Origin of the sequence: Methanolobus sp. ZRKC5 (assembly GCF_038446525.1) — an archaeon.
Taxonomy (GTDB): domain Archaea; phylum Halobacteriota; class Methanosarcinia; order Methanosarcinales; family Methanosarcinaceae; genus Methanolobus.
In genome coordinates, this window is sequence record NZ_CP151792.1 from 2968976 (window position 1) to 2985945 (window position 16970).

Sequence of the window (16970 nt, forward strand, 5' to 3'; positions counted from 1 at the left end):
TGTGATGCTCATACAATAATAGAACTTTTAATAGCTAACCATATCCCTGTAACCAAGTCCTTTGGTGTAGTCCAGGTAGTAAGCTGTTGCCGGTTCCACTTTAACCAGTATCTCATCATTAGCCACAGGCATGTCGGCAACAAAGGGGAACTTTTCGAGCATTAACTGGAATGCTTTTCCCGCTTCTGCTTCATCAGTAACAATAGATGCCTTTCCTTCCATCTGGATGCCTGTAATTTCCATTAACTGCAATTCATCATCATCTACTGTGTAGGCCACATTACTGTTGTTAAGCATATTAACAGCTTTACGCGTGTCCTTTCCGGTCCCAAAATAAACCACTGCACCATCAGACACATACATCATGGTATGAACTATCGGATTTCCATTTTTATCCACAGTTCCAAGGTTCAGCCAATTATGGCTAGCTAAGTAATCAATTATTTTCTGTTTGATTTCATCTGACAATTTCTCACACTCCATATATTTGCATTAAATATGAGTTGGTCTGTAAGTTAAAAAGATGTTGTTAGTTATTGACATTCACTAACATTTTTGCTCTTTAGAAAACCTACTTTGGATTTTATTTTGGCATAACAACTCAACTGAGGAATCTTATAATTATTGCTTGGCATAGAAATTATAAAGAGGATGGCAGGACAGTTTTAAGAATGATCTGTAAGAATCCATATCAAAGAATTTCATCATCTTCTATCTCGACATCCAATACATCCAGTATGATCTCTTCACCGCTCCCATTAAAGCATTTCCAGTTTTCAGGGCCAAATGGATGACCAACTATAATATGGTGGTTGCCGGTTTTGCTGAAAAGTCTCAGGTCTGCCTTTGAAGGTCTGATTACAGAGCTTGGGTGGCTGTGTACCGAGCCGACTGCTGAGATATTTGGCATCATAAAAAGCTTGAGAACTGCGTTGATCTCACTTGATTCAGTACCAGGGAGAAATAAAATATCGGTTATGATACCATCCTTTACCTGCAAGAGACCTGCAAATTCATTCGGGTATGTGGATTTGCTGACCTCAAGTGCGAAGTTTAGTGTTTCTTTTGCAATGCCCTTTATTTCTGTACTCATTCTATATTCCTAGGATATGGGAACATATAACTTTTTTGAAGACATCTATAATTCAGAATATTAAAACGAATTTATGTACTGTTTGGGAAGTAATAAAAATGGATGAACATTTTAAGTTTTTCACGTGCAAGGAAGGTGACAATAGTCTGGGGGAGCGGTCTTTGGAAATACATGAAAATGCAGGTGGAGTTATTGGTATTAGTGGCAAGGTTCCTCTCAATAATATGGAGGATCTCAGTCTTGCCTATACTCCCGGAGTTGCCGAACCATGCAAAAAAATAGCAGAAAACGTAGATAACGTTTATAGATACACCACGAAAAAGAACTCGGTAGCAATAATTACAGATGGTTCTGCTGTCCTTGGTCTTGGAAACATTGGTCCGTATGCTGCTTTACCTGTAATGGAGGGTAAAGCTCTGATATTCAAAGAACTTGCAGACATCGATGCGTTTCCTGTTTGTCTGGACACGACCGATACTGAGGAGATAATCCGCACAGTTAAACATATAGCACCTGCTTTTGGTGGTATTAACCTGGAAGATATCAGTGCTCCCCGGTGTTTTGAGATAGAGGAACGATTGCGTAATGAACTTTCTATACCCGTGTTCCATGATGATCAGCATGGAACAGCAGTTGTGGTCATTGCTGGTTTGATCAATGCCTTGAGGGTCATTGGTAAAGAAATACCAAACATTAAAGTGGTCATATCGGGAGCCGGGGCTGCAGGAAAAGCGATAGCTTTCAAATTGCTACACGCTGGTATCAATCCTGAAAGGCTTATTGTATGTGATAGTCGTGGATCTATTTACAAAGGACGCATAGAAGGTATGAATCCTGAAAAAGAGGAAATTGCCATGGCGACAAACAAACAAAATATAAAAGGGACACTTGCAAACGTGCTGGTTAATGCTGACGTTTTTATCGGTGTTTCAGCACCCGGGATAGTAAACAGTGAAATGGTTTCATCCATGGCATCGGATGCAATTGTTTTTGCAATGGCCAATCCTGTTCCTGAGATAATGCCGAACATTGCAAAAGAAGCAGGTGCCAGAGTCATTGCAACGGGTCGATCTGATTGTCCTAACCAGATAAACAATTGTCTTGGTTTTCCAGGTATATTCCGTGGTGCTCTGGACACGCGTGCCAGTGATATAACCCCGGAAATGGAGCTGGCGGCAGTGTATGCACTTGCAGGTATCGTTACAGATGATAAGCTCAGCGAGAATTACATAATCCCCGGTTCGCTTGATAAAAAAGTTGTGGAAACTGTAGCATCAGCTGTTGCAGAAGCGGCTGTTAGAAGTGGCGTTTCAAAGATTAACGCTCTTTAGGACCCATTATGTTGGTTTTTTCCCTTGGAGCAGTCTTATATGCTCCTTTATACAGGAGAATTACTAAAAGCATTAAAAACACTAAAAATGGTTGTAAGTTGTTAAAAACAGCTATTATACCAGCAAAAGATAGAGTGCTCCTGATATAATGGCACCTGCAAAGGTAGCTACAAAATTGACACCACTGTTTGAGAGTATTCCCTGTTTCTGGAGAGTTGCACCAAGAAGACTATCTACATTCGTTCCCAAAAACCCACCTGCAGTTGTAACAGTTATGGCAAGGAACGTATCATCCACTCTTCCAAAGAGGACCGGAAGCAAGCCTATGACCATTGAGCCCAGGAGTGCTGCTATTTCTCCAAGTATTGTTACTGCACCATCAACTCCCGCATGCGTGCGTTTTAGGGTGGTTATCATTATTGGTTGTGACTGGGCTGTCGTTCCAATCTCACTTGCAAGTGTATCACCTGTTGCTGTTGCGACAGTGCCAAGATAAGCAAAGATTATCAGGTCTGCATGTTGCGGATATATCCCGTAGCATATGGCAAGTACAAGAGCTGCTGTGCTGTTACTGAAAACATTTTCATAACTGCGCATTCCACCCTTTGATTGTGCAAGACCGATTGATTCCTTGTACTTATACTTGAATTTGGTGAAAGCTCCTCCCAGAATAAAGAATGTTAGCAGGAGTATGAACCAGAAGAGTTCAGTGAAAACAATGATTAGCACCCCAAGCAGGGCCGCACTGAAAAGTGCTGAAAGATCAGCTATTTTTGTCCTATAGGCCAGATAACCCAGGACCAATGAAAAAACAAGTGCAACGAACATCTGTTGAGGTGGTACTGAGTATCCGAAAGAGCTGAACAGCCACATCGACATCCCAGAACCAAGAGGAACAGAGAGATTGTTATCTATACGTGAAGGAATTGATTCAAAAAGAGCACCTGTTGTAGAACCAATGACAACCAGGAAAAATAGCATATTCGGGTTGACATCTATTTTATGCCAGTGCATGAGCCATGTTCCGGCAATGTATGCTGTTATTATTCCCACACCAAGGAGTACGATACTTGAGGGTAACAGATGAGATTCGCGGCCATCAATATTTTTCGGATCATAGCGAAGAGATTGCAGCTTTTTTCTGTGCCGTATGAAATTCGCAGCACTGGTACCAAAAGTGGATATTGCTATTGCGCCTGCAATAACATATAGTGGAAGCTGATACGATGTGAATTCTAATAATGAGCTTATTAGCATCAGGATAAATACTGCAATGGCTAGGTTCTTTGCACTTTTCAATCCCTCATTGATGCTATCAGTGAGCATTTCCCTTGAGCCTGGAAGTGGTTTTTTGTATAGGTATCTGTTTATTGCTGAATCTTCTGGAAGAAAAGTCATTCCAATTATAACCAAAAAACTCAATAGCAGCAGTACCTCGGGTCCGATAAATGGGAAAAGCAGTATCAAAAGACCGAAGGCAGCATGAAGTAATTGCCTTCTGTATTCATGCTCCATTTTTTCAAACAATCCCCAAATGCCGTCCATGTTAATCGATTGTGTTTTAGTAATATGATAGATACCACTAAAGTATATATTGATAATGATAAATTCCTTATTATTTTATTAATATATTTCCTTCAATAAGATCAAATCTGTTCTTTTTTCATTTTCTCAAAAATCAGCATATAAATCCATGTCATGTCTAAGCATAGCATTATTTGAACAAATATATTAAAATAATAGTAACCCTTAAAATCACGAACCAATCTGGAGGAATCAGGGTAAAAGAACCCATTTTGACACACATTTCTCTTATTGTATCCACATGATGATTTTGTGAAGGTATTTCTATGCAGGAAAAGATCAAAGAAATTGCAGCTCGTGTAAAGGAATTACGTGATATTTCGGATATTTCCGTTGAGGAGATGGCTGAAAAGCTAACATTGCCTGTTGAAACATACGCCAGGTATGAGAATGCAGAAGAGGACGTTCCGGCAAGCATTTTATTTGAGATTGCCCAGAACCTCGATGTTGATCTATCTGTGCTGCTTACAGGTGAAGTTCCAAGGATGCATGTGTTCTCTGTAACCCGAAAGGACAAAGGAGTCAGTGCCGAGCGTCGTAAAGATTACAAGTACCAGAACATTGCTGCTAATTTTTCTCACAAGAAAGCTGAACCTTTTGTTGTCAAGGTAGTCCCGAAACCGGAAGGAACACCTGTATCAACTAACTTTCATCCCGGACAGGAATTCGATTACGTCCTTGAAGGTACCCTGAAAGTAACTATTCATCATAACGAGATAGTTCTTGAAGAAGGAGATTCCATTTTTTTTGATTCCAATTATGCACACGGAATGCAGGCAATGGGTGGAAAACCTGCAAAATTCCTGGCTGTTATTTTATGAGGAGGCAGTATGACTTCATTACTTGACAGATATATTTCACGTGTTGAATATGATTCCTATGAAGATTTTAAGGAAAACTTCAAAATAAACGTTCCTGATAATTTTAACTTTGCCTACGATGTAGTTGATGTTTATGCTGTGCAAGAGCCTGATAAAAAAGCTCTCGTCTGGTGCGATGACAACGACAACGAAAAGATACTCACTTTCAAGGATCTTGAGTATTATAGTAACAAGACTGCCAGTATGCTTAATGATCTTGGCGTCAAAAAAGGCGATAGCGTAATGCTCATGCTAAAGAGCAGGTATGAGTTCTGGTTCTGTCTGCTTGCACTTCACAGAATAGGTGCCACTGCAGTTCCTGCCACACATATGCTTACAAGGAAGGATATCGTCTACAGGGTAGAGCGTGCAGTTATCAACACTGTCATCTGCGCACCTGATGAAGGTGTCCTCAGTTATGTGGATGAGGCTTACGAAGAGATAAGCAGCATACTGAAAAATCGTCTGGTCATTGGAATTGAAAAGGAAGGCTGGCTTGATTTCACAGCAGAAATGGAAAAGGCATCTGAGGATTTTGTCCGTCCAACCGGTGAGGATGCAACTTCAAACAATGATATTTTGCTGAATTACTTCTCATCAGGTACAACAGGTTTCCCTAAGATGGTGCAACATAATTTTGTTTATCCTCTTGCACATATTATAACTGCAAAATACTGGCAGAATGTCACAGATGAAGGTCTCCACTACACTGTTGCCGACTCAGGTTGGGCAAAATGCGTATGGGGTAAGATTTATGGCCAGTGGCTCTCTGGCAGTTCTGTTTTTGTCTATGATTATGAAAAATTCAGTGCAGACAGGATGCTTGAGAACGCCATTAAGTATGGTGTAACTACATTCTGCGCTCCGCCAACCATATACAGGTTCCTAATCAGGGAAGACCTTAGTAACTATGATTTCAGCAGTCTCAAGTACTGTGTAACAGCAGGAGAACCGTTGAATCCTGAAGTCTATGAACAGTTCTACCGCATAACAGGCATGAAGCTCATGGAAGGATTCGGACAGACAGAAACCGTTGTTTCCGTTGCAACTTACCCATGGCTAGAACCAAAACCAGGTTCTATGGGCAAACCTTCTCCTGAATATGATATCATTCTCCTTAACAGCGAAGGCAAACCATGTGAGGTTGGTGAGGAAGGCGAGATCGTCATCGACACAAGTTTCGGAAACCCACCTGGCATATTCGCTGGATACCGCTCTGATGAGCAAATGACTTCCAGGGTCTGGCATGATGGATATTACCACACAGGTGATATGGCATGGAAGGACGAAGATGGTTACTATTGGTTTGTTGGCAGAGCCGATGATATCATTAAGACATCCGGTTACCGTGTAGGTCCTTTTGAAGTAGAGAGTGCTCTTATAGAACACCCTGCTGTTCTTGAGTGTGCCATCACAGGTGTGCCTGATCCTGTAAGGGGGCAGGTCATCAAAGCAACTATTGTTCTTACAAAGGATTACACTGCAGGCGATGAACTGAAAAAAGAGCTTCAGAATCATGTAAAGAAGGTCACTGCACCTTATAAGTACCCACGTGTGGTCGAGTTCGTACCTGAACTTCCAAAGACCATCAGCGGAAAGATAAGACGTGTAGAAATACGCGACCACGACAAGGAAAGTGATAAGTAACTTTTCCGGTTATGCTAAACATCCCGGACCATAAAGTAAATAGATGTTTATTGTGTCTATGGATTATTCCCGGTTCCGGGATATTATTTTTATAGATTAAAATGAGGAATTGTATTATGTCAGGCAAGAAAGAACCTTACCCGGTTATTAATATCATTGAGTGTAAAGCCTGCGGACGTTGTATTGTTGCATGTCCTAAAAGTGTCCTGAAAATGAGTGAGAAGCTCAACGAGAGGGGATACTACTATGTAGAGTATGCAGGTGAGGGCTGTACAGGTTGTGCCAATTGCTACTATACCTGTCCTGAGCCGCTTGCTATAGAGATACACATTCCGCTTAAAGATTAATGAGCTAAAGGTGAGAATACATGGCAACACAATTAGTAAAAGGTAACACAGCAGCTGTCATTGGCGCATTATACGCTGGCTGTGACTGTTATTTTGGTTATCCTATTACCCCTGCAAGTGAGATATTGCAGGAGGCTTCAAAATATTTCCCCATGATGGGAAGGAAATTCGTACAGGCTGAATCAGAAGAGGCTGCCATTAATATGGTCTATGGTGCAGCATCCACCGGTCACAGGGTCATGACCGCATCTTCAGGTCCAGGTATAAGTCTGAAGCAGGAAGGAGTTTCCTATCTTGCTGGTGCTGAACTTCCCTGTGTCATAGTTGATATTATGAGAGCAGGTCCAGGGCTTGGTAATATAGGTCCTGAACAGGGTGATTACAGTCAGGTTGTAAAGGGCGGCGGACACGGTAATTACAAGAGTATAGTATTGGCTCCCAACTCCGTACAGGAAATGTGCGACATGGTCATCAAAGGCTTTGAACTTGCTTTCAAGTACCGTACCCCTGTCTATGTGCTGGCTGACGGAGTACTTGGCCAGATGGTTGAGTCCCTGCAGTTCCCGGAGGTTTCTGTCAGATCGGAAATTGACACATCATGGGCTGTAAGCGGAACAGCTGATACCAAAGAGAATCTTGTTACATCTATATTCCTTGATTTCAACCAGTTGGAAGAGTTCAACTATGAGATCCAGGAGAAATACGACACCATAAAAGAACAAGAGGCCGATTTCGAAGATTACATGGCAACGGATGCATCCATAATCCTTGTTTCCTATGGAATCAGCAGTCGTATATGCAGGTCAGCAGTCGACCTGGCAAGAAAGGAAGGTATCAAAGTCGGTCTTTTCAGACCAAAGACACTCTTCCCGTTCCCTGAAAAAGAATTAAAGGAAATTGCAGATTCAAGGGAATGCACATTTGTCTCCGTTGAAATGAGTAACGGACAAATGCTTGAGGATATCAAACTTGCTATTGAGTGCAGCAGACCCACAGAACTTGTATATCGCATGGGTGGAAACCTGATAACAATGGACCAGGTGCTGGAAAGTATCAGGAAAATAGCTGCAAAGGAGGAATAAAGATGGCAGAAAAAGTTATCAAAAGCGCAGGTTTGTATCCTGAATTCTCCCGTAAGGGTGGTGCAGCACCGACTGCAACTCACTATTGTCCAGGATGTGGTCACGGTATTATTCACAAGCTCATTGGTGAAGCAATGTTCGATCTGGAGATACAGGACCGCAGTGTCATGATAAGTCCTGTAGGCTGTGCTGTTTTCGCTTATTATTACTTTGATTGTGGAAATCTCCAGGTAGCTCATGGTCGTGCACCAGCTGTTGGAACCGGTGTTTCAAGAGCGCAGGATAATGCGGTGGTTGTCGCTTACCAGGGTGATGGTGACCTTGCATCTATAGGTTTGAATGAGACTCTGCAGGCAGCTAACCGTGGTGAGAAGATAGCAGTATTCTTTGTCAATAACACGGTTTATGGTATGACGGGAGGTCAGATGGCACCAACCACTCTTATTGGGGAGAAGACCGTTACCTGTCCTGATGGAAGAGACCCACGGTTTGCAGGTTATCCTCTGCACATGTGTGAGCTTCTCGACAATCTGAAAGCCCCTGTATTTATTGAAAGGGTCTCGATCTCAGATATATCCCATATCCGCAAGGCACGCAAGGCTATCCGCAAAGCTCTTGAGATACAGCGTGATGGCAAAGGATATGCATTTGTTGAGATACTTTCAAATTGTCCTACAAATCTGAGGCAGAACTCTGAACAGAGCACTAAGTTTGTGAACGAGCAAATGGAACAGGAGTTCCCATTGGGCAATTTAAGGGACCTGTCAGCTGAGACGGAACCACTTCTCAGGGAAAATAGTGTTTTTGATAAAGAGGCAATTGATGCCCTCTTCAATCTTGAGACTGAGTCATCTGCTGATGCAATCCTGAATCCTTCGCTCCCGGAAGTCCAGATAAAGGCAGCAGGATTTGGAGGTCAGGGTGTACTTAGTATGGGATTGACCCTTGCACACGCAGGTTGTGATGGGCAGCGTTTCGTTTCATGGTATCCGTCATACGGTCCTGAACAAAGAGGTGGCACATCCAACTGTTCAGTGGTTGTTTCAGGTGAATCTATTGGTTCTCCTGTGGTCTACACTCCTGATGTTCTTGTTGCAATGAACCGTCCTTCGCTGGAAAAATTCGCTGTTGATGTCAAAGAAGGTGGTTACATACTCTACGACTCGACCATAGGCGAATGTGATATCCCCGAAGGTGTCACTGGTGTGGCTGTACCGGCAATTAAGATCGCAGGTGATGCCGGTTCAGAGAAAGCTGCAAATACGGTCATGCTCGGAGTTATCATGGCTCTTGGAATAACAGGTCTTGGTGAGGACAATTTCAAAGCTGCTCTGGCTGAAACTTTCTCCAAGAAACCAAAACTCATTCCGCTCAATCATGCTGTTCTGGATGCAGCAGCAGCCTGGACAAAAGAGAATATCTGATACAGATATTTACCAAAATTAATCGATGCAGGCTTTTATGCCTGTTACATTTCTTTTTTTGAAGATACATTTTAATATTTGTACGTTTTTATTTAATATGGGAGCGGTAAAAATGACTGAAAATAATGTGATCGAAGTTAATGATTCTAACTGGGATGAATTAATTGGAAATCAGGAGAAGCCCATGGTAGTTATGTTCTATCTTCCTACCTGTGTTCATTGCAAGGAAATAGAACCTTATTTCAGGGAATATTCAAGTGAATTCCATGATTCATGTACTTTTGTCAGGATGAACGGACTTGAGAGCCCTATGACTGCAAGGAAATATGGTATAAGAGGAACTCCAACTTTTAAGTTCTTCTGCAAGGGACGTGCTATTAAAGAAGAAGTTGGTCTGGTCTATCCTTCCATACTAAGAAAATCCATTGAAGAACTTGTAAATCATGGCGATGAATGTGTCTTGCACACCTCTCCCCTGGCAGATGAAATTTCACCATATGAGTGAACTTCATCTTTTTTGCTATTTTTTATTCTTTCGTAACTATTCAGCCTGACTGTTTTAATGATGCAAAAAACAATGTAACTATTCAGCCTGACTGTTTTAATGATGCAAAAAACAATATACTATGGCTTCATTCTATGTGTTAAAAAATATTCAGTAAAATATCATAAAAAACGTCTATCAATCTGAGGGGATTTGTATAGACCGCGAAGAAATACTTGCAGTTTATGAAGCTGGTCCAGAAGCAGTAGTAGAACTTGTAACTCGATTACTTGGGATAATTGAACATCAATCTCTCCAAATTGCACAACTTGAAGAGCGTGTCAGGCATTTGGAAGAAATGCTTGAAAAGAATAGTCGCAACAGTAGCAAACCACCTTCTACTGATTCTTATGCACGGAATAAACCAACCGTTAAAAGTCAAAGAAAAAAGACCAATAAGCATGTAGGTGGTCAAAACGGTCATCCTGGTACTACATTAAGAATAAATGATGATCCGGATGAAGTTATTGTTCATCCTGTTAATCAATGCGTCAATTGTGGGAGATCGTTAGCTTCTGTTCCCTCTAACTATGAAAGAAGACAGGTCTTTGACATTCCTCCTATAACTATCAATTGCATTGAACATCGTTGCGAGATTAAAACATGTCCCAAATGTTCTCATGTAAACAAAGCTCTTTTTCCAGATGGTGTAACTCAGCCGACTCAATACGGTCATCGAGTTAAGTCATTTGCAGTTTATTTGCACACTTACCAATTACTTCCTTATCAGCGTGTTACCAAGTTGTTCTCTGATATTTTGGGATGCAAGATAAGTCCTGCTACTTTGGTGAACACGGAACGTAGTTGTTTTGAGAAGCTTGGAGCTTTTGAAAATACAGTGAAACATCTCCTGAAAGAATCTCCTGTCATCAATCTGGATGAAACAGGAATGAGAATAAATGCAGTTCGTAATTGGCTTCATGTGGCAGGTACAGACAAACTGACCTATTATTTTGCACATCGCAAAAGGGGCTCAGAAGCAATGGATGCTATGGGCATATTACCAGGTTACACTGGTGTTGCAACACATGATTTTTGGAAACCGTACAACAAATATGAATGTCAACATTCATTATGTAATGCACATTTATTACGAGAGTTAACTGGAGCTTCCGAAAACAGGGATCAACAGTGGCCAAAGATAATGAGTGATCTCTTGATATGCATTAAACATCATGTTGATAATGATCTTTTAGATACTGAGCTAATTCAAAGGTTCAGTGAGGATTATGATCACATAACTTGTTTAGGAGTGAATGAAAATCCTCCTGATCCGGAATCAAATGTGCGGTCTAAAAAACGAGGACGTAAGAAGCAGACCACGGTAAAGAATTTGCTGGATAGGTTTATTGGCCATAAAGAGGATATCTTACGATTTATGTACGACCAAAACGTTCCGTTTGATAACAATCAGGCTGAAAGAGATATCAGAATGACGAAAGTACAGCAGAAGATATCAGGTACTTTCCGCAGTGAACAGGGTGCAAAAAATTTCTGCCGTATAAGAGGATACGTGTCTACTGTTAATAAGAATTCTGAATCTGTTATCGATGCAATTAGTGCAATATTTTATGGCAATTCATTTGTTCCAAAGTTGCAGAATTGATCGTGGATGAAGAAATCAGCTTGGTGGAAGTGAGCTAGGCTGAATAGTTACAAAACAATATACTATGGCTTCATTCTATGTGTTAAAAAATATTCAGTAAAATATCATAAAAAACGTCTATCAATCTGAGGGGATTTGTATAGACCGCGAAGAAATACTTGCAGTTTATGAAGCTGGTCCAGAAGCAGTAGTAGAACTTGTAACTCGATTACTTGGGATAATTGAACATCAATCTCTCCAAATTGCACAACTTGAAGAGCGTGTCAGGCATTTGGAAGAAATGCTTGAAAAGAATAGTCGCAACAGTAGCAAACCACCTTCTACTGATTCTTATGCACGGAATAAACCAACCGTTAAAAGTCAAAGAAAAAAGACCAATAAGCATGTAGGTGGTCAAAACGGTCATCCTGGTACTACATTAAGAATAAATGATGATCCGGATGAAGTTATTGTTCATCCTGTTAATCAATGCGTCAATTGTGGGAGATCGTTAGCTTCTGTTCCCTCTGACTATGAAAGAAGACAGGTCTTTGACATTCCTCCTATAACTATCAATTGCATTGAACATCGTTGCGAGATTAAAACATGTCCCAAATGTTCTCATGTAAACAAAGCTCTTTTTCCAGATGGTGTAACTCAGCCGACTCAATACGGTCATCGAGTTAAGTCATTTGCAGTTTATTTGCACACTTACCAATTACTTCCTTATCAGCGTGTTACCAAGTTGTTCTCTGATATTTTGGGATGCAAGATAAGTCCTGCTACTTTGGTGAACACGGAACGTAGTTGTTTTGAGAAGCTTGGAGCTTTTGAAAATACAGTGAAACATCTCCTGAAAGAATCTCCTGTCATCAATCTGGATGAAACAGGAATGAGAATAAATGCAGTTCGTAATTGGCTTCATGTGGCAGGTACAGACAAACTGACCTATTATTTTGCACATCGCAAAAGGGGCTCAGAAGCAATGGATGCTATGGGCATATTACCAGGTTACACTGGTGTTGCAACACATGATTTTTGGAAACCGTACAACAAATATGAATGTCAACATTCATTATGTAATGCACATTTATTACGAGAGTTAACTGGAGCTTCCGAAAACAGGGATCAACAGTGGCCAAAGATAATGAGTGATCTCTTGATATGCATTAAACATCATGTTGATAATGATCTTTTAGATACTGAGCTAATTCAAAGGTTCAGTGAGGATTATGATCACATAACTTGTTTAGGAGTGAATGAAAATCCTCCTGATCCGGAATCAAATGTGCGGTCTAAAAAACGAGGACGTAAGAAGCAGACCACGGTAAAGAATTTGCTGGATAGGTTTATTGGCCATAAAGAGGATATCTTACGATTTATGTACGACCAAAACGTTCCGTTTGATAACAATCAGGCTGAAAGAGATATCAGAATGACGAAAGTACAGCAGAAGATATCAGGTACTTTCCGCAGTGAACAGGGTGCAAAAAATTTCTGCCGTATAAGAGGATACGTGTCTACTGTTAATAAGAATTCTGAATCTGTTATCGATGCAATTAGTGCAATATTTTATGGCAATTCATTTGTTTCAAAGTTGCAGAATTGATCGTGGATGAAGAAATCAGCTTGGTGGAAGTGAGCTAGGCTGAATAGTTACATTCTTTCTTTATTAATTTGCCTTTCACGAACTGGTAATATAATGGCTTTCCAGTTGCGATCTCCAATTTGGTTATGTCCCCATCACTGATATTCTCAATGTACTTGACCACGGAGCGCAGGCTGTTTCCGTGTGCAGCAACAATGACATTTTTCCCCTCTTCAAGCTGAGGGAGAATATGTTCCTTAAAATAAGGGATCGTGCGCTCATAAGTATCCTTGAGACTTTCACCACCCGGAGGCTGTATGTCATAGCTTCTTCTCCAGATGAAAACTTGTTCTTCCCCATAAACTTCTTTTGCTTCCTGTTTGTTCTGGCCTTGCAGGTTTCCGTAGAATCTTTCGTTAAGGGAATCGCTTGAATATATCGGTATCTCAGAATTATCGAATCTTGAAGGATGATGTGACCATTTGTCCCTTTTTTTGTTCTCATGCAGAAAAACGCCCGTTTTCTTCTGTTTTGCAAGTATCAGAAACAGTGTCTCCTGTGCTCTGGATAATTTAGATGTAAAGGCAACACCCAGTTCTACGTTTGCAAGTTCTTCGGCACAATCCATTGCTTCACGAATGCCTTTTTCACTCAGGGGTACATCGACCCACCCTGCAAACCTGTTCTCAAGATTCCATCTTGATTGCCCGTGTCTTACCAGTATCAGATAGTTCATCAATTATCCCCACTAAACCGAATACTAGTTTGATTGCAGATTATTAAAACTTAAGGTTTTCTAAGGTAACTTTGATAAACGTACCCAGACATTGTTCTTCAGCTATGAACACAGAAGACAGATTATGGGAATCGGATTTCCTGCCGTTGATTCATCCCCCGCAAAAAAAAGACAGTAATCAAACTTATTGTTTTGCATTTAAGAACCGTGAGTTATTGCTGCTGAATGAGAATGACAGTTTAAGGCTGCCTTCTTTTGAAGAGATCGAGAATATGGGTCTCGATGTTCTGGGGACCCAGTATCTGGGTGAACTCAGGGATATTTCCTGCTTTTCAGCGGAGCTTGATAGTTCAAATGCTGCTGGGCCGATCGGTGAGAATGGCAGCTTTGTAGGTATTAGGGAGCTGACCGGAATTCTGGAAGAAAGTCTTGCTTATCTTGCGGGAAAAGCTGTTCATATCATGGAGTGGGACAAAAATACTTTATTCTGCGGCAGGTGTGGTTCCGGGACATCGCTTAGAGAGAATGAACGAGCAAAAGAATGTCCTGAATGTGGATTTCTTGCATTTCCCAAGATTTCCCCCGCTATCATTGTGCTTATAGAAAAGGATGACAGGGTACTGCTTGCTCGCTCTCCACATTTTAAGCCAGGACTTTATAGTATCTTAGCAGGTTTTGTGGAACCCGGTGAGTCAATAGAAGAGGCAGTTGTGAGAGAGGTCAGGGAGGAAGTAGGAATCTCAATAAAGAACGTCAGATATTTTGGCAGTCAGCCATGGCCTTATCCGGATTCGCTTATGATCGGATTTACCGCAGAGTTTGCAGAAGGGGAAATAGAAGTTGACGGTGTTGAAATAGAGGAAGCCGGATGGTTTAGAAAAGATGAGATTCCTGTTATTCCGAGGAATACTAGTATATCGGGATGGTTGATAGAACATTTCATTAGCAAGCATTCATAATTTACAAATCCTTTTTTTTTTTTTTTGTATTTTGATAGAAAGGCACTATATTTTGTTTATCTTATTAATATATTATTCTCAATATGTATTATTCTTAATAAACAGAAAGAATAATATGCACAACACTTATACTCTCTGATTACAAATTATTAGTAAGAAATACGGCGTAAATAAAGTTCAGATTATTTTAAAGAGGTGTGAGGATTGCTATTAAAAAGAATTATTTATGCAACATTATTACTGCTTATCTGTATCGTACTTGTGCAAACATGTGCTGCGTTAACATATTCAGGTGGAGGAGTATGGAATTTTTCAGAAGAGATAACTATTAAAGAAAACTCCGGGAATAACCTGATAAATTACCAGATACCCATTGTTCTTGATAGTTCCAACTTTGATTTTTCAATTGCACGTTCAGAAGGGGAAGACATTCGTTTTTCCTCCGGTGATAAGCAGCTTCAGCACTGGATAGAAGAATGGGATGTTTCAATGGAAGAAGCGGTCGTATGGGTTAAAGTTCCATCCATTGCGGCTAATGGCAGTGCTAAAATAACAATGCAGTATGGGAATCCTGATGCAGTCGATGTAAGCAGCGGTTCTTCTACTTTTGAGTTATATGATGATTTCAGTGGCTCCAGCTTATTTGGCAATTGGGAATCGTACACGACAGGTGGCAGTGAGCTAAAAGTTTCTAATGGTGTATCCAATCTCATAGTTCCAAAATTCCATCCGGAGGATGTTGTAAGTATCAAATCCAAGGATGAGTTCCCGATAAATTCCATGTTCGTGGTCAAAAGGAAAAAAGTGACCACAGGTACCGACAGTCGCGGTCCTATCATAGCACAGGGATTTGTAGACCCCCAAAGGGAAACAAAAAATCAGGTATTAACATCCACCGAACTTGAGAATGAGACCAAGGTGACCTGGATTCTTAAAAATTCCAAAAGTGATGCCCGTTATTTCCCCGCAGATATTACAAGTGTTAATGTAGCCGAAGGTGACTGGTACACAGTAGGCGTTGCATGGTATATGGGGGATGAATTTGGAAAGATAGCCTGGTTCAAGAATGGTGTCAGGGACAGCAGAATGGACCTTACGGCAACAGAAGAGAACAATTATATTCCTCTTACGGACATGAAGGTCTATCTGTTTGCAAGCACCTATTCCGATGTTTCAGATAACACCGGATATGCATCTTTTGATTATGCCTACGTGCGCAATTTTGTTTCTGAAGAGCCAACTGTAATGTTCGCAGGTAACATAGCACAAGAAGAGACAATTACAGAAGTTGAACCTGCAAGGATAAATATAACTCCTGCAAGTGGTCTTATGAGTGCGATCCGAATCTTTGGCACAGAAGGTTATGATGATGCCACTATAGTAGATCTCAAAGATAGCGGGATCAATACTGTAATGTTGCTTACAGATGGTGATGACGTCTGGAACCTGGAAAGATTCGTAAAACAGGCTCGTGACAACGACATGCAGGTATATGCAATGATATTCAATGATCCGAAGAGTGATTCTGATGAAGACAATTCTGTGTACGTCAAAAATGTACTGGAAAAAGTCATTGATTATAACAACAAGTCACTTTCAGCTTTTGATGGTGTTGATATTGCACTTGATCCATGCAGTGATGACCCTGAGGAAGCCTGCACTCTGAATCTGCTTCTTCTTGAGGATGTCCGTGAGATAGTAGGAGACGAACTTGCTGTGGCTATTGATATTCCGGCATCATATGCTCTGGCAGATATTCCTGAGGTTTCAGCAAGTGCTGACCTTATAGTCCTTCAGACATATTCTCTGGATGATAATTATCCCCAAACCAAAGATGCGATCATAGATTCTATAGCACCAAAGATGGGTGAAATAAGGATATCCGAATCAAAAGCTATCATTGGAATCGCAGTAAATGAAGGCTTCATGACCGATACTGGTGTCCAGAGCTTACTGGAAGAGCTTCAGGATTACTATGCCAACGATACTGCATTCATGGGTACTTCAATAGTCGTCTACGAAGATTATGATGAGTACAGTATGATACCTGAAACAACAGAAGAAAGTAGGGGAATACCAGGATTTACTGTATTGTTCGCTGCTGCCGGGTTGCTGGCAGTCTCATACAGACAAAAAAGAAGATGATGTGATAATCACATCATCTGATTCTATTTTTCAAATTTTGTTCTT

15 protein-coding genes are annotated in these 16970 nt (G+C 40.8%); 11 read left to right on the forward strand and 4 right to left on the reverse strand.

Features of this window, described 5'->3' with window-relative positions; genetic code table 11:
• Window positions 1-27: 27 nt before the first annotated feature.
• Together WN948_RS14340 and WN948_RS14345 are read right to left on the reverse strand one after the other, a co-directional pair.
• On the reverse strand, window positions 28-468 hold the full coding sequence (locus WN948_RS14340) for a pyridoxamine 5'-phosphate oxidase family protein (protein WP_342304850.1): 441 nt from the start codon (window positions 466-468) through the stop codon (window positions 28-30).
• 223 nt (window positions 469-691) lie between these two features.
• Window positions 692-1093, reverse strand: coding sequence for a Mov34/MPN/PAD-1 family protein (locus WN948_RS14345; RefSeq protein WP_342304851.1), 402 nt, complete (start codon window positions 1091-1093; stop codon window positions 692-694).
• Between the two features lie 98 nt (window positions 1094-1191).
• Between WN948_RS14345 and WN948_RS14350 the strand changes: the two genes are divergently transcribed.
• Window positions 1192-2424, forward strand: a complete 1233-nt coding sequence (locus WN948_RS14350) for an NADP-dependent malic enzyme (RefSeq protein ID WP_342304852.1) — start codon at window positions 1192-1194, stop codon at window positions 2422-2424.
• Window positions 2425-2538: 114 nt separating this feature from the next.
• Here the strand turns inward: WN948_RS14350 and WN948_RS14355 are convergent, their stop codons facing one another.
• Window positions 2539-3939 (reverse strand): TIGR00297 family protein, encoded by a 1401-nt coding sequence (locus WN948_RS14355; protein ID WP_342304854.1) that lies wholly within the window; start codon window positions 3937-3939, stop codon window positions 2539-2541.
• A gap of 335 nt (window positions 3940-4274) precedes the next feature.
• Here WN948_RS14355 and WN948_RS14360 point away from each other — a divergent pair, with 335 nt between their 5' ends.
• The 8 genes from WN948_RS14360 (at window position 4275) to WN948_RS14395 (ending at window position 13106) form a co-directional block, all read left to right on the forward strand.
• Window positions 4275-4829 (forward strand): XRE family transcriptional regulator, encoded by a 555-nt coding sequence (locus tag WN948_RS14360; RefSeq protein WP_342304856.1) that lies wholly within the window; start codon window positions 4275-4277, stop codon window positions 4827-4829.
• A gap of 9 nt (window positions 4830-4838) precedes the next feature.
• The gene (locus WN948_RS14365) at window positions 4839-6515 is read left to right on the forward strand and encodes an AMP-binding protein (RefSeq protein ID WP_342304857.1); all 1677 of its coding nucleotides are present in this window, start codon (window positions 4839-4841) and stop codon (window positions 6513-6515) included.
• Window positions 6516-6631: 116 nt separating this feature from the next.
• Complete coding sequence (locus tag WN948_RS14370) at window positions 6632-6862, forward strand: ferredoxin family protein (RefSeq protein ID WP_342304858.1); 231 nt, start codon at window positions 6632-6634, stop codon at window positions 6860-6862.
• Between the two features lie 20 nt (window positions 6863-6882).
• A complete protein-coding gene (locus WN948_RS14375) occupies window positions 6883-7944 on the forward strand; it encodes a 3-methyl-2-oxobutanoate dehydrogenase subunit VorB (protein ID WP_342304859.1) in 1062 nt (353 codons plus the stop codon).
• A gap of 2 nt (window positions 7945-7946) precedes the next feature.
• Entirely contained in the window at window positions 7947-9368 is a 1422-nt protein-coding gene (locus tag WN948_RS14380; protein WP_342304860.1) for a 2-oxoacid:acceptor oxidoreductase family protein, read from the forward strand.
• Between the two features lie 112 nt (window positions 9369-9480).
• Complete coding sequence (locus WN948_RS14385; RefSeq protein ID WP_342304861.1) at window positions 9481-9873, forward strand: thioredoxin domain-containing protein; 393 nt, start codon at window positions 9481-9483, stop codon at window positions 9871-9873.
• A gap of 190 nt (window positions 9874-10063) precedes the next feature.
• Complete coding sequence (locus tag WN948_RS14390) at window positions 10064-11518, forward strand: IS66 family transposase (RefSeq protein WP_342306395.1); 1455 nt, start codon at window positions 10064-10066, stop codon at window positions 11516-11518.
• A gap of 133 nt (window positions 11519-11651) precedes the next feature.
• The gene (locus WN948_RS14395; protein WP_342306500.1) at window positions 11652-13106 is read left to right on the forward strand and encodes an IS66 family transposase; all 1455 of its coding nucleotides are present in this window, start codon (window positions 11652-11654) and stop codon (window positions 13104-13106) included.
• Between the two features lie 34 nt (window positions 13107-13140).
• Here the strand turns inward: WN948_RS14395 and WN948_RS14400 are convergent, their stop codons facing one another.
• On the reverse strand, window positions 13141-13821 hold the full coding sequence (locus WN948_RS14400; protein ID WP_342304862.1) for a 2,3-bisphosphoglycerate-dependent phosphoglycerate mutase: 681 nt from the start codon (window positions 13819-13821) through the stop codon (window positions 13141-13143).
• A gap of 104 nt (window positions 13822-13925) precedes the next feature.
• On the opposite strand from WN948_RS14400, the gene nudC reads away from it, so the two are divergent.
• Window positions 13926-14780, forward strand: coding sequence for an NAD(+) diphosphatase (gene nudC, locus WN948_RS14405; RefSeq protein WP_342304863.1), 855 nt, complete (start codon window positions 13926-13928; stop codon window positions 14778-14780).
• Between the two features lie 204 nt (window positions 14781-14984).
• Window positions 14985-16925, forward strand: a complete 1941-nt coding sequence (locus WN948_RS14410) for a DUF2341 domain-containing protein (RefSeq protein WP_342304864.1) — start codon at window positions 14985-14987, stop codon at window positions 16923-16925.
• Window positions 16926-16970: the final 45 nt, after the last annotated feature.

Coding starts and splice junctions, on each gene's coding strand:
- WN948_RS14345 (WP_342304851.1), bottom strand. CDS start 1,093: ATGAGTACAGAAATAAAGGGCATTGCAAAAGAAACACTAAACTTCGCA.
- WN948_RS14350 (WP_342304852.1), top strand. CDS start 1,192: ATGGATGAACATTTTAAGTTTTTCACGTGCAAGGAAGGTGACAATAGT.
- WN948_RS14355 (WP_342304854.1), bottom strand. CDS start 3,939: ATGGAGCATGAATACAGAAGGCAATTACTTCATGCTGCCTTCGGTCTT.
- WN948_RS14360 (WP_342304856.1), top strand. CDS start 4,275: ATGCAGGAAAAGATCAAAGAAATTGCAGCTCGTGTAAAGGAATTACGT.
- WN948_RS14365 (WP_342304857.1), top strand. CDS start 4,839: ATGACTTCATTACTTGACAGATATATTTCACGTGTTGAATATGATTCC.
- WN948_RS14370 (WP_342304858.1), top strand. CDS start 6,632: ATGTCAGGCAAGAAAGAACCTTACCCGGTTATTAATATCATTGAGTGT.
- WN948_RS14375 (WP_342304859.1), top strand. CDS start 6,883: ATGGCAACACAATTAGTAAAAGGTAACACAGCAGCTGTCATTGGCGCA.
- WN948_RS14380 (WP_342304860.1), top strand. CDS start 7,947: ATGGCAGAAAAAGTTATCAAAAGCGCAGGTTTGTATCCTGAATTCTCC.
- WN948_RS14385 (WP_342304861.1), top strand. CDS start 9,481: ATGACTGAAAATAATGTGATCGAAGTTAATGATTCTAACTGGGATGAA.
- WN948_RS14400 (WP_342304862.1), bottom strand. CDS start 13,821: ATGAACTATCTGATACTGGTAAGACACGGGCAATCAAGATGGAATCTT.
- nudC (WP_342304863.1), top strand. CDS start 13,926: ATGAACACAGAAGACAGATTATGGGAATCGGATTTCCTGCCGTTGATT.